Origin of the sequence: Halioglobus sp. HI00S01, from assembly GCF_001635445.1 — a bacterium.
Taxonomy (GTDB): Bacteria; Pseudomonadota; Gammaproteobacteria; order Pseudomonadales; family Halieaceae; genus Halioglobus; species Halioglobus japonicus.
The window spans coordinates 192,377-205,134 of record NZ_LWEE01000030.1 but is presented as its reverse complement, the minus strand read 5'-3'; the positions used below and the strand labels follow the sequence as shown (position 1 = coordinate 205,134).

Sequence of the window (12,758 nt, the reverse complement as noted above, 5' to 3'; positions counted from 1 at the left end):
TTATTCCGGGTGCAGGGCGACAATGCGATCTCGCAGCCCCTGCAAACCAGGCTTGTCTTCCAGTACTTCGGCTGCGCTCAGCCCTTCGAGTTCATGGGGAAACACCAGCCACTCTTCGCTTTCATAGAGGAAATAGTCCGGTACCAGCTCGGTCTTGTTATTGCTTGGCTTGAAGTAGGGCGTGGCTATCTTGAACGTGGGGGTGTTGCGACGGCACTTGGCTTCCAGGTCCCAGATCACCTGCTGGATTGACCGTCCCGAGTCGAATACATCGTCCACGATGAGCACATTGTCTTCAGCGTTAACGTTCTCAATGAGATAGTGCAGGCCGTGCACAATCACCGACTCACTGGTCTGGTTGATACCGGTGTAGTGCGAGGTGCGAATGGCGATGTGGTCGGTTTTGTGGCCCGCGTACTTGAGCAGCTCCTGGATGGCGATACCCACCGGCGCGCCGCCACGCCACACACCCACGATGTAGTCCGGTCTGAAATCGCTGTCGAGCACATTCAGGGCCAGTTCATAGGAGTCAACGAGTAACTGGTCGGCGCTAATGTAGGTCTTCTTGATGGTCATGCTTTCGCTTCCTGGGGCGTCAAGGGGGCGATTGTCCGTGTCGAAGCGCCGGATAGCAACCCTGAGGGCCTGTCTAGAGACGCGGTTCTGTGGCAGAATGCGCGCCTCTCGGGGGGCGGTGTGCGAATCTGGCAAAGACTGACAGTGGTAATTGTTGTTGCGGCGGCACTATTGTGGGTGGCCCAACCAGCACCGCTGTATCGCGACCCGCCTCGACAGCTACCCTGGACACTACCTGATTATCGCGACAGCAAGCGCTATTGGCATATCGATGCCAACGGCCTCATTCAGGCCCGGGTAGAGCATTTTTTCCTGGCTGACATCAGCCCGTCCATGGTGGCCTGGTTTTACCGGGTGTTGCCGGTGTCGACCGTTGACCTCGGCGGTGAGCGCATGCCGCTTTACCATATTTTTCATCCCACTGAGCACGGCAGGATTCGGGTGGTTGAAGCGGCGGACGATGGCTCAGCCGGGATGGGAAAGGGTGCGTTGATTCAGCGTGAAGAGTGGTTTGGTCCTTATGACAGTCGCGGCCAGGCCCGTCTGGAAGAACTGTCCGCAGAGCGCATGGTGGCGATACCGGAGTTTGCGGGCCTGCCCATGGGTCGGATTGAACACCGTTTAGAGCAGCGCGATGGGGGAACCTATTACACAGTAAGCTCGACCGTTGGCTCGCAGATGCCGGTGCTGGGCGGGCTGCTCAACTATTACATTCGCAATGTCATGTTCCATCCTGCTGTCATGGAACAGTGGCAGCGCCATCAGGTGGAGGAGGTAGCGAGCCTCAATTATTTTCTGCCTGAACTGTATTCCCAGCGAGGTGAGGTTACCCACTTTACCCTCGCTGATAACCGGGTATCGACTAAAATCGAGTAGGCACGCGCACCCGGAGCGACTAATGTCCGGTCTTTTGCCTGAGACCGCTTTTTAACTGGAGATAGCATGACTAATAAAATTCAGGTCGCCAAACCCATGGTGATACTGCACGGCGACGAAATGGCCCAGATCGCCTTCGAGAGGATTCTGGAGCAATTTGTTACCTCGCGACTGGACATTGATCTGGTGGAGATTGATCTGTCTGCAGAGCAGCGCCTGACCAGTAATGGCCAGGTGGTTCTGGATGCGATCGATTCCCTCAAGGAACACGGTGTCGGTATCAAGAATGCGGGTATGACAGTCAACCGTTCGCAGCTGGATGATTTGCTCGCCAAGTACCCTGATATCAGCGAAGCCGCGCTAGACAAACTGGCGACCAAGTCGCCCAATGGCGCGATCCGCAAGGGCATAGGCGGCAACATCACGCGCGAGGATATCGAGTTTCGCAACCTGAAGAGCGTGCGCCCAGACTGGGTCGGCCGGGAAATCGAAGTGGATACCATGGACTCCGGCGGTCTCGACTTCAGCTACAGCGAACTGTCTGACGCCACCGGTGTTGCCAAGGTCTATTTCGTGGGCAGCAGCGGTGATCCTGTAGAGCTGCACCGCCGCACGCTGCGCAAGGGCGATCCCTGGATGCTCGCGTCCAACGACCTGGATGAGGTCAAGGCCTGGGCCCATCGGTTCTTCCAGCGCGCACTCGATGAAAAGCGCGACATCTACCTGGGTCTCAAGGATACCGTGGTGGCGGGCTACGACGGCGTTATGCGCGCCGCGATCGAGGAAGTGTATAACAGCGACTACAAGGATAAGGTCGCTGCTGCCGGCCTCGAGTATCACTACGAGCTGATCGATGCCCAGGCAGCCCGCATTGTCTCCAATCCTCCTGAGCGCGCGCTATGGGGCGTTCCCGATAACGTCAGTGGTATGAAGTTGTACAAGCTGGTGCAGCAGCTCAAGCGCTATGGACTGCCCGAGCGCAAGGCTCACGTCTCGATCTCGCGGATGAGTGCCGGTGGTGGTGACCAGTACGGCAGTTACAACACTCCGGCGCCCGAAGACGGCATTATCAAAGTGGTTATGGACGGCGTTGAAAAGCACGCCCGGGACGTGAAAGCGGGTGATCCGCTGTTGTTTATGTCCAACGACCGAGCGGCGATCAAGGATTGGGTCAAGCAGGTGTTCCGCGACGCGGCCTTGAACAAGAAAGAAGTGTACTTTGGGCTGAAACGGGAGTTTGTCAATTACGACGAGGTATACAGCTCGATTATCCTGGAGATCCGGAAGGAACTGGCTGCCCTGGATACACCGCCGCCGTCGTTCATGATCATGCGTCCTTCACGCCAGCTTAGCAAGATGATCTGCGATCCCCCGCGCTGGGGCCTGTACCCTGCACAGAACCTCGACGGCGATATCTTTTCGGATATTTCAGCCGCCCTCGGTGGCAGTCTAGCCACTGCCAGCTCGGTGATTGAGAGCAAAGACGGCACTATGCTTTACGAAGCTCCGCACGGCACAGCACATGATCTCTACCTGCGTTATCTCGAAACGGACGGCAAAGAGGCCAACTTCAATTCCTCCGCACTGATTTTTGCCGTGGCAAATGCACTTGAAGAACTGGCTCGCCGTGAGGATAACGCCGCCCTGGCCGAGTATTCTTCGCGCCTGAAGTCCGCCCTGATTGAAACCGTGGCGCAGGGCACAATCACCGGTGATCTCAAGGGCAAGACCCTCAATCCCGACGATGAGAAGGTCGTCGATATGTACGGTTTCCTCGATGCTATCGAGGCCAATCTGGAGAGCTGAGTAAAGCTCAGTCTTCCAGGACGTAGGGTAGTGGCAGGGCCTCCAGCAGGGGGCCGTCTTCACTGCCCACGCGCAATCCTTGTTGCAGCCCCTCGCGGGTGGCGCTCACCAGGCACAGCACCTGATCGCCATCCCGGCCGCTATTAACCACCGTACCGACACTCTGTGATTTGCCTGCCGTATACAGCGCCACACCTGCGGCCGGCTGTTCAGTCGTGGCGGCCACGGTGGGGTACGCACGGCGTTTGGCCTTGCCGCGATAGTGCAGGCGAGCGACGATTTCCTGGCCCGTATAACAGCCCTTGCTGAAGTTCACATGGCTGGTGACATCGTAGTTGAGATCCTGTGGCAGAAACATTTCACTGGTGGTGTCTTCCACGCGGCCAATACCCGCGCGAATCTGTGCGCCATTCCAGGCATTGGCGTCGCCCGCCTGCAGCGCCTGTCTCAGGCGATCGTAGTGCGCACTGTGTTCCTGCATGTCGATCCAGGCTTCCAGGTAGTGACCCTCGTCGTCCAGTTGCACCAGCAGCCAGCCCTCGCCAGCGGTTGATTGATAGCGGCCGCCGGGTACGTCAATACCTAACTCGGACAGCGCCTGGGCACTGCTTTCGCCCCAGATGCCGACAACCTGCCAGTCGCTGCGTTCGGGGGCGATGTCTGCCTTTGAAAACACAATATATTTGCCAAACGTGGAAGCCGCGACATCCGCGACGCTGCGCCTTAGACGCAGAGCATAGTGTTCCTCGCCCAGTTGGCCAAGCAGGAAATCGCAGACCATGCGGCCTTTCGGGGTGCAATAGGCGCCCACAACGGCCTGCGCTGCAGTGACGGCCGCAGCATCACAGGTTGTCTGTCCCTGCAGAAATTTCAGCGTATCCGGGCCGGTGATATGGAGCAGGGATTCCTGCTCAAGCAGTACGAATTGGGCGTTCAATGTCATTACCTCTGATCTGGGGCGCCCATGATAGGCGCTGGCGGGTCCGCTGTCAGCCGTCCCACTACGGCCGCTTTTGCCTGTATAATGACCGGCGTCGATGAATACAACCGTCCGTGAATCTGTAATGGTAGCTGAACAAGAGATTAACCGTATGCGCTGGGCTGCCCGGCGCGGCATGCTGGAACTGGACCTGGTGCTGGAACCTTTCGTGCAGGCTCGCTACGCCGACCTCAATGATGTCGATCGGGAGCGCTTCCAGCAGCTGATGTTGTGTGAGGACCAGGATTTGTTTGCCTGGTTCTTGCAGCGCCAAAAGCCAGAAGACCCGGAGCACGCTGCGATTGTCCAACAGATTCTCAACTTCGCCCACACTCCGCCTGAGTATCGCTGATTCGCCGCGATATCGGGCCTGTCAGCTTATACACTGTGTAGCCTGTCTGGCTGCGTGCGTACTGGTGGGCGCGTCCGGCCATATTGAGCTGGCGGCGTTATGTGCGCTGTTCATAGGTCTGTGGTCGCCGCAACTGGTGGCCCAGCCCTGGGTAGGCTGGCAGCTGGGGTGGCACGGGGGCGGGTGGACGCTGGATCGGTGCAACGGCAATGAGCCGGTGCAGTTGGAGCGCGCTTCAAGGGTGGGCCCTGGGGGTATATACTTGTCCCTGCGTGATATGCGGGGTGTTCGCTACCCGGTGTGGATTCTGGCGGATGCTGTGCCCCACGAGGCCCGGCGCAGATTGCGCGTCAGGTTAACCCTGGAGCGGGGAGTTTAGCGGTCGCAGGATTGTGTCGTGCGCCTCTGGTAGCTGCTCCGGGTAGTCGAGGGTGTAGTGCAGTCCGCGACTTTCCTTGCGCTCAATGGCACAGCGAATCATTAGTTCGGCCACCATAGCCAGGTTACGCAGTTCCAGTAAATCGTTGCCCACCTTGTAGTTGCCGTAGTATTCGGCAATCTCAGACTGCAGTAACTGGATACGATGGAGTGCCCGCTGCAGTCGTTTGTCCGTGCGCACAATCCCTACGTAGTCCCACATAAAGCGACGCAGCTCATCCCAGTTGTGAGAGATAACCACATCCTCGTCTGAATCGGTGACCTGGCTTTCGTCCCAGCCGCGCGCCGGTGCCGGAGAGGGGAGCTCGGGCAATAACGCGGCGATATCATGAGCGGCCGACTCCGCGTAAACAATGCACTCCAGCAGCGAGTTTGACGCCATCCGATTGGCGCCATGCAGGCCCGTGGATGAGGCTTCACCGATGGCGTACAAGCCCTCTAGGTCGGTGCGCCCCGCGGTGTCGACGATGATCCCGCCACAGGTGTAGTGGGCAGCGGGCACCACTGGAATCGGCTCTTCCGCGATGTCGATACCGAATTCACGGCAGCGGCTCATCACAGTAGGAAAGTGGGCTTCGAGGAAGTCGCGTGGCTTGTGGGAGATATCCAGAAACACGCAGTCGGCACCGAGGCGTTTCATTTCGTGGTCGATGGCGCGGGCGACAATATCCCGGGGGGCCAGTTCACCGCGTGGGTCGAAGCGGTCCATGAAGCGTTCGCCGTCGGGCAGCAACAGGTGGGCGCCTTCGCCACGCAGGGCCTCAGTGACCAGGAATGACTTGGCCTTGGGGTGGTAAAGACAGGTCGGGTGGAACTGGTTGAATTCCATATTGGCGACCCGGCAGCCGGCGCGCCAGGCCATGGCAATGCCGTCGCCGCTGGCGCCGTCGGGGTTGCTGGTATAGAGGTAGGCTTTGCTGGCCCCGCCGGTGGCCAGAACCACCGCCTTGGCCTGAAACAGCTCCACGTGCCCGGTATTGCGGTTGAGAATGTAGGCGCCCTGGCAGCGATCCTCGTGGCGAATCAGGTCGACGGCAACGCGATGGGTGAAAACTTCGATATTGTCGGCGCTCAGGGCCTGCTCAGTCAGTACCTCGGATATGGCTCTGCCGGTGCGGTCCGCCGCATGGATAATCCGCCGATGACTGTGGCCACCCTCCATCGTGAGGTGGAATTCACGGTCATCGGCGTCGGCCTGGTCCTGGCGCAAATCGAAGTCGACCCCTTGTTCGACCAGCCATTCGGTGCAGCGCCGGGAGTTGCGCACGGTAAACTCTACCGCCTCGCGGTCGCACAGACCGGCGCCGGCCGCCAGCGTGTCTTCCACGTGGGAATCGACCGTATCCCGGTCGTGCAGCACGGCCGCCATGCCACCCTGAGCCCAGTAGGTCGAGCCCTGATTCAGGTCGGCCTTCGACAGGAGTGCTACGCGGCAGTCTGTCGGCAGGTGCAAGGCCAGGCTCAGGCCTGCGGCACCGCTGCCAATAACCAGGACGTCGTGCTTGTGAGTGGTGGGCATGGCGCGCTCGCTTGCTGCCTCGGAATGCGAAATATATGATGTGCCTCAACAACTTAGCCGGGTTGGGCACGGCCGGCTGCGAGTATATACGACCTCCGGTGGAATAAGGAATTCCCGCAGGGGAACTTTTCGATGCAAACAGTTTCATACAGGCGCCCGGCATTGTACCGGGCTGAACTTATGCCCGCGAAGACGGTCTATGCGGGTACACTACAGAAACATTATTGTCAGGGCGGTTTTGCCATGACCACGGAGGGGACAGGGGAGTGACGGCCGCCGAGACGGACCAGCAGCTTGTCGCGAGAGTGCAGAAAGGGGACCAACGGGCCTTCGATCTGCTGGTGCTCAAGTACCAGCACAAGATCATGAGCCTGATTGGCCGCTATGTGCACGATGCTGATGAGGTGCAGGACGTGGCCCAGGAAGCCTTTATCAAGGCTTATCGGGCGCTGCCCAAGTTCCGGGGCGACAGCCAGTTCTATACCTGGTTGTACCGGATTGCGGTAAACACGGCCAAGAACCATCTGGTGTCGCGCTCTCGCAGGCCACCGGGCTCCGACGTGGAAGTAGAAGATGCCGAGTATTACGAGGGCGGCGGTGCCCTGCGGGATATCGAGACCCCCGAAACCGCCCTGTTTGGCGCTGAGCTCAAGGCCGTGGTGGATGCCGCGATAGCCGATCTGCCAGATGATTTGCGTTCTGCGGTAACTTTACGTGAATTTGATGGTCTCAGTTATGAGGACATCGCCGACATCATGGAATGCCCGGTGGGAACGGTCAGATCGCGGATTTTCCGTGCTCGTGAAGCGATCGACACCAAGGTGAAAGAACAACTGGAGGGTCAGCACTGAATGCTGATGCTCCCCGATAGACGCGTAACGACGCGAGGACAACACATGAGTGACAAAATGCGGGAATCTCTCTCTGCCCTGATGGACGACGAGGCCAATGAGCTTGAGTTGCAGCGGGTACTTAAGCAGATTGAAGACGACGGCGAATTGCGCCAGACATGGCTGCGCTATCACGCCACCCGCTCGGTGATGACAGGGCAGGGCGTCGGTGATCTCAAGCTCGATATTTCGGCGCGAGTGCGCACCGCCATCAACGAGAGCGAGGCTGCACCGAGCCTGCGCCAGCGCATTGGTCGGCCATTCGCCAGCTTTGCGGTTGCCGCGTCTGTGGCGGCCACGGTGGTGCTGGGCGGTCAGCAGTTGGCCAAGATCAGCTCCGCTGACGACCCCTATGGCAGCCAGTCGGTGGCCACGGTAGGTTCGTCGCCCGTGGGCCTTGTGAATACCATGGGTGCCACTGCGGTCCAGGCCAGCTACGGCAACCAAGCCGTACCCTCGCTGCAGCCAGCGGGGAAAACCGCGTACAAGGAACTGGCCCGCCAGCGTATGGAAATGTACATGCAGGAGCATGCCGAACAGGCTGCGCTTAACAGTCCGCAGGGTCTGATGCCTTTCGCCCGGGTAGAGAAGATTCGCAAATAGTATGAGCGCAGCCCGCTTGCCCCGACTCGCGGCACTGGCCCTGGCGTTTGTCGCCGCGCCAGTGCTATCCGCCGATGATTGCGCAGACGTCAATCCGGCGGCCATTCAATGGCTGGACAAAATGTCCCGCAGTTCCGATCAGGTCAGTTATCAGGGTGTGGTTACCCTGCAGCGTGACAATGAGGATATGCAGGTCGTCCAGGTATCCCACACCTTTGACGGTGAGGCCATTTCCGATCGCATGACCCAGCTCACCGGGCAAGGGGCAGAGGTCACGCGCAAGCATAACCCATTGGATGCTGTGCACCCCGGACAGAAATTACTGCGCCTCGAGGGTGACAAGTGCGGCATTGCCGTCAATTACAAGCTAACCGTCACCGAAGGCGATCGCGTGGCAGGGCGTAAGTCTGTCCGTATCGCCGTGGCGCCTCGCGATATGTACCGCTACGGCCACATTATGGAACTTGACCGGGAAACCGGTCTGTTACTAAAGTCCGCCACGATTGGCCACGGCAATACCGTACTGGAGAAATTTCAGTTCGCAAGCCTGACCATCGAGGAATCTGTCGCTACCGATGCTGTGGCTGCTGCCGCGATGCCGGCTGCCACGGCAGCCCGCACGATGCCCGAACCCACAGCAATCGCCGATAGCCATGGCTGGAAGGTGGGCTGGTTGCCGGCGGGCTTTACATCGACTGATCTCGCGGGGTCACCGCGCGGCCGCAAGACCTTTACCGACGGCCTGGCGGTATTCTCGGTGTTTATTGAAGAGCTCGAACGCGAGATTCGTCCCGGCGAGGGCGTGGTGCGCAAGGGCAGTAGCACCTCCTATACCCGTGGCGTGAAGATTTCCGGCCATCCCGTGTTGTTGACCGTCATCGGTGAAGTGCCAGTGAATACGGCGCGCATGGTCGCCGATTCGGTGGCCTGGGAGCGCTGATATGCTGTTGGAAACGGGCCGCGTGGTAGCCGTTGAAGACGACAGCGTCTGGGTCGAAACCATTCGCAGGACAACCTGTGGCAGCTGCGCGGCAAAAAGTGGTTGTGGCCACGGTGTGATGAACCGGATTTCCGAGGGGCATCGCTCCCTGATTCGCGCCTTGCCCGGCAAGGTACACCCCCGCCAGTGCGCAGTGGATGACGAGGTTCGCATCAGCATTCCCGAGGAAGTGATTCTGCGCGGTTCAATGATTGTCTATATGGTGCCGGTGTTCGGCATGCTGGCCTTGGCTACACTGGGGTCAGCATTCGCTGGCGATGTTGGCGGAGCGCTTGGCGCTGTTGCCGGCCTGGCCGCAGGTGTTGGCCTGGTGCGGTTGCACGCCCATCGCCATCGTCAGGACGCCAGTTTCCAGCCGGTGCTGGAAGAGGTTCTAAGCAGTTCTCCCCAGGCTCTGCGCCTGGGCTGACTTTTCGTTGTAACGAGGTAACTATGAAGGTATCCATTAAAAACACTCTGCTTTTGGTGATTGCGGCCGGGCTGCTGTTTGCTGCCCAGGTGCGCGCAGCCGGACTACCTGATTTTACCGAGATCGTGGGCGAGAGTTCTCCCGCTGTGGTCAAGATCATTGTTGAGGCAAGCGGCCCCCCGCAGGGGCAGGGGCCCCAGGAAGTGCCTGAATATCTGCGTCGCTTTTTCGAGTTCCGCGGCGATGGCGCGCCCCAGCGCCCCCGCATGGGTATGGGATCAGGTTTCATTATCGACGCGGATGGCCTGATTGTGACCAATGACCACGTGGTGTCCGGTGCCGACAAGGTACTGGTGCGGATGAGCGATCGCCGCGAGTTCGAAGCCGAGATTGTCGGTACAGATCCGCGCAGCGACCTCGCATTACTGCGTATCGATGCTGAGAAACTGCCCGTACTCGAGTTCGCCGACGCAGGCGAGTTGCAAGTAGGCGAATGGGTGCTGGCTATCGGTTCGCCATTCGGACTCGATTACTCAGTGACTGCCGGCATCGTCAGTGCCAAGGGCCGCAGCCTGCCTACCGAAAATGGCGAGAATTATGTGCCCTTTATCCAGACCGATGTGGCCATTAACCCCGGTAATTCGGGTGGCCCGCTGTTTAACCTCGAAGGCGAAGTCGTGGGAGTGAATTCCCAGATATTCACCCGTAGTGGTGGTTCGATCGGTCTGTCCTTCGCTATTCCGGTCAGTGTGGTGCGCAACGTTGTGTCTCAGCTTGAGGAGCATGGCAAGGTGACTCGCGGCTGGCTGGGCGTGACCATTCAGGACGTGGACAAAAATCTGGCTGAGTCCTTTGGACTGGATCGGCCTCGCGGTGCCTTGGTAGTCCAGGTGGTCGAGGATGGTCCCGCGGATGAGGCGGGNCTGCGCGAGGGCGATGTGATTGTAACGTTCGATGGCAAGGATATACCCACTTCCTCCGACCTGCCGCATGTGGTGGGTCTGATCGCCCCGGGCGCCCGGGTGAGCGCGGAAATCGTCCGCGATCGCAAGCGCCGGACCCTGAAGGTAGAGGTCGGCGGTCTCGCTGCCGATGACAGCTATGCGCTGGCCAGCGGCGGTGCAGAGGGCGATGAGGGGGGGCGGATCGGCGTCGTTGTCGCCGAAGCGGATAACGAGATGCTGGAGCGCTGGAGCCTCGGTGGCGGTGTCGTGGTCCATGAGGTTGTGCCCGGTTCGCCGGCAGCCGAGGCGGGCGTGCGCCCGGGCGATGTGATTACCTTGATCGGTAATACGCCGGTGAAGAGCCTGGATGCCTTCGCCAGCGTTGTCGAGGGCCTGGAAGCAGGCGCTTCCGTGCCCCTGCGACTGATGCGTCGCGGCACGCCGTTGTTTATTGGATTACGCCTCGAGCAATAGCGGCGGGGGGCCGCTTGAGGTACAATCGCGCGTTTTTTGGGCGACCTGTTCCGGCCGCCCTGTAATCTTGTCAGGCCCGATTGCGTGAGCGACCTCCAACACATCCGAAATTTCTCCATCATTGCCCATATCGATCACGGCAAATCGACGCTGGCTGACCGCTTTATCCAGCACTGCGGTGGTCTGTCCGATCGTGAGATGGAGCAGCAGGTGCTCGATTCCATGGATATCGAGCGCGAGCGCGGTATCACGATCAAGGCACAGAGTGTCACCCTGGATTACAAGGCCAGGAATGGCGAGACCTATCAGCTCAATTTCATTGATACCCCCGGCCACGTGGACTTTTCCTACGAAGTGTCACGTTCTCTTGCGGCCTGTGAGGGTGCGCTGTTAGTGGTAGATGCCGGGCAGGGGGTTGAAGCCCAGTCGGTTGCCAACTGCTACACCGCCATCGAGCAGGGGCTGGAAGTGCTGCCCATTCTCAACAAAATGGACCTGCCACAGGCCGACCCTGACCGGGTGAAGATCGAGATCGAGGAAATTATCGGCATCGATTCCACCAACGCTGTGCCCGTATCGGCGAAATCAGGTATGGGTATCGAGGATGCGCTGGAATATCTGGTTGAGGAAATTTCCCCGCCCGAGGGCGATCGCGATGCACCGTTCCAGGCGCTGATTATCGACTCATGGTTCGATAATTATCTGGGCGTTGTCTCGCTGGTGCGTGTGAAGCAGGGGGTGCTGCGTAAGCGCGACAAAATTGTGGCCAAGAGCCAGGGCAAGGCGCATCAGGTGGACAGCGTAGGCATTTTTACGCCCAAGCGGCACGAGAAAGATTGCCTGATGGCCGGCGAAGTGGGCTTTGTTGTGGCTGGCATCAAGGATATTCACGGCGCGCCTGTGGGCGATACGCTGGTGCACGAAAAGCAGCAGGATGTGCCTGCGCTGCCCGGTTTCCAACAGGTCAAGCCCCAGGTATACGCGGGCATCTTTACGATTTCCTCTGATGACTACGAGGATTTCCGAGATGCGCTGGGCAAGCTCACGCTCAACGATGCCTCGCTGTTCTATGAGCCGGAGAGCTCTGACGCCCTTGGCTTTGGTTTTCGCTGTGGTTTCCTTGGCATGCTGCACATGGAAATTATCCAGGAGCGCCTGGAGCGCGAGTACGATCTTGATCTGATTACGACTGCGCCCACGGTAATTTATGAGGTGGTCACCAAAAACGGTGAAACTATTAAGGTCGACAACCCCTCATCACTGCCGGACGTGGCTGATATCGAGGAGATGCGCGAGCCCATCGCCCGTTGCAATATTTTGGTCCCCCAGGATTATCTGGGTAATGTGATTACCCTGTGTGTAGAGAAGCGTGGCGTACAGAAGGACATGCAGTTCCTCGGCGCCCAGGTGCAGGTGGTATACGACATCCCCATGGCCGAAGTGGTGCTGGATTTCTTTGATCGCCTGAAATCGGTCAGCCGCGGCTATGCCTCTCTGGACTACAGTTTTGAGCGTTTTGAAACGGCCAAACTGTCGCGCCTGGACGTGCTGATTAACGGCGATCGCGTCGATGCGCTGGCAGTGATTGTCCACCAGGACCAGGTACAGTATCGCGGTCGTGCGCTGACCGAAAAAATGAAAGAGCTCATTCCAAGGCAGATGTTTGACGTGGCGATCCAGGCAGCCGTCGGCGGCAAGATTGTGGCGCGTACCACGGTGAAAGCCCTGCGCAAGAACGTCACCGCAAAATGTTATGGTGGCGACGCGACCCGAAAGAAGAAGCTGCTCGAGAAGCAGAAAGCGGGCAAGAAGCGCATGAAGCAGGTAGGCAGCGTGGAAATCCCCCAGTCGGCTTTCCTCGCAGTACTTAAGGTAGACAGCTAGGACGGACC

13 protein-coding genes are annotated in these 12,758 nt (G+C 59.1%); 10 read left to right on the top strand and 3 right to left on the bottom strand.

Annotated features, from left to right (window positions below):
• Nucleotides 1-570, bottom strand: coding sequence for a phosphoribosyltransferase (locus A3709_RS07665; RefSeq protein WP_066052646.1), 570 nt, complete (start codon nt 568-570; stop codon nt 1-3).
• 150 nt (nt 571-720) lie between these two features.
• Between A3709_RS07665 and A3709_RS07660 the strand changes: the two genes are divergently transcribed.
• Entirely contained in the window at nt 721-1,452 is a 732-nt protein-coding gene (locus tag A3709_RS07660; protein WP_066052512.1) for a hypothetical protein, read from the top strand.
• A 66-nt stretch (nt 1,453-1,518) separates the two neighbouring features.
• Nucleotides 1,519-3,258 (top strand): isocitrate/isopropylmalate family dehydrogenase, encoded by a 1,740-nt coding sequence (locus A3709_RS07655; RefSeq protein ID WP_066052509.1) that lies wholly within the window; start codon nt 1,519-1,521, stop codon nt 3,256-3,258.
• A gap of 7 nt (nt 3,259-3,265) precedes the next feature.
• On the opposite strand, the gene A3709_RS07650 is transcribed toward A3709_RS07655, so the two are convergent.
• Nucleotides 3,266-4,195: a folate-binding protein YgfZ gene (locus A3709_RS07650; protein ID WP_197484114.1), complete on the bottom strand. Its 930-nt coding sequence runs from the start codon at nt 4,193-4,195 to the stop codon at nt 3,266-3,268.
• A 127-nt stretch (nt 4,196-4,322) separates the two neighbouring features.
• On the opposite strand from A3709_RS07650, the gene A3709_RS07645 reads away from it, so the two are divergent.
• Together A3709_RS07645 and A3709_RS24965 are read left to right on the top strand one after the other, a co-directional pair.
• A complete protein-coding gene (locus A3709_RS07645; RefSeq protein ID WP_066052502.1) occupies nt 4,323-4,589 on the top strand; it encodes a succinate dehydrogenase assembly factor 2 in 267 nt (88 codons plus the stop codon).
• Nucleotides 4,471-4,968: a protein YgfX gene (locus A3709_RS24965; RefSeq protein ID WP_369795127.1), complete on the top strand. Its 498-nt coding sequence runs from the start codon at nt 4,471-4,473 to the stop codon at nt 4,966-4,968. The genes A3709_RS07645 and A3709_RS24965 overlap by 119 nt, the downstream gene beginning before the upstream one ends.
• Here A3709_RS24965 and nadB read toward each other — a convergent pair.
• Nucleotides 4,945-6,546 carry an L-aspartate oxidase gene (gene nadB, locus A3709_RS07640; RefSeq protein ID WP_066052499.1) on the bottom strand — a complete coding sequence of 534 codons (1,602 nt, stop codon included), beginning with the start codon at nt 6,544-6,546 and terminating at the stop codon, nt 4,945-4,947. The genes A3709_RS24965 and nadB overlap by 24 nt on opposite strands.
• A gap of 266 nt (nt 6,547-6,812) precedes the next feature.
• Here nadB and rpoE point away from each other — a divergent pair, with 266 nt between their 5' ends.
• The 6 genes from rpoE (at nt 6,813) to lepA (ending at nt 12,750) form a co-directional block, all read left to right on the top strand.
• Nucleotides 6,813-7,397 carry an RNA polymerase sigma factor RpoE gene (gene rpoE, locus A3709_RS07635; RefSeq protein WP_066052496.1) on the top strand — a complete coding sequence of 195 codons (585 nt, stop codon included), beginning with the start codon at nt 6,813-6,815 and terminating at the stop codon, nt 7,395-7,397.
• 45 nt (nt 7,398-7,442) lie between these two features.
• Complete coding sequence (locus A3709_RS07630) at nt 7,443-8,039, top strand: sigma-E factor negative regulatory protein (protein ID WP_197484113.1); 597 nt, start codon at nt 7,443-7,445, stop codon at nt 8,037-8,039.
• Nucleotide 8,040: 1 nt separating this feature from the next.
• Nucleotides 8,041-8,979, top strand: coding sequence for a MucB/RseB C-terminal domain-containing protein (locus tag A3709_RS07625; protein ID WP_066052493.1), 939 nt, complete (start codon nt 8,041-8,043; stop codon nt 8,977-8,979).
• A 1-nt stretch (nt 8,980) separates the two neighbouring features.
• Nucleotides 8,981-9,448, top strand: a complete 468-nt coding sequence (locus tag A3709_RS07620; protein WP_066052490.1) for a SoxR reducing system RseC family protein — start codon at nt 8,981-8,983, stop codon at nt 9,446-9,448.
• A 23-nt stretch (nt 9,449-9,471) separates the two neighbouring features.
• Entirely contained in the window at nt 9,472-10,866 is a 1,395-nt protein-coding gene (locus tag A3709_RS07615) for a Do family serine endopeptidase (protein ID WP_066052487.1), read from the top strand.
• Between the two features lie 84 nt (nt 10,867-10,950).
• The gene (gene lepA, locus A3709_RS07610; protein WP_066052484.1) at nt 10,951-12,750 is read left to right on the top strand and encodes a translation elongation factor 4; all 1,800 of its coding nucleotides are present in this window, start codon (nt 10,951-10,953) and stop codon (nt 12,748-12,750) included.
• The last annotated feature ends 8 nt before the right edge of the window (nt 12,751-12,758 follow it).

Coding starts and splice junctions, on each gene's coding strand:
- A3709_RS07655 (WP_066052509.1), top strand. CDS start 1,519: ATGACTAATAAAATTCAGGTCGCCAAACCCATGGTGATACTGCACGGC.
- A3709_RS07645 (WP_066052502.1), top strand. CDS start 4,323: ATGGTAGCTGAACAAGAGATTAACCGTATGCGCTGGGCTGCCCGGCGC.
- nadB (WP_066052499.1), bottom strand. CDS start 6,546: ATGCCCACCACTCACAAGCACGACGTCCTGGTTATTGGCAGCGGTGCC.
- A3709_RS07630 (WP_197484113.1), top strand. CDS start 7,443: ATGAGTGACAAAATGCGGGAATCTCTCTCTGCCCTGATGGACGACGAG.
- A3709_RS07625 (WP_066052493.1), top strand. CDS start 8,041: ATGAGCGCAGCCCGCTTGCCCCGACTCGCGGCACTGGCCCTGGCGTTT.
- A3709_RS07620 (WP_066052490.1), top strand. CDS start 8,981: ATGCTGTTGGAAACGGGCCGCGTGGTAGCCGTTGAAGACGACAGCGTC.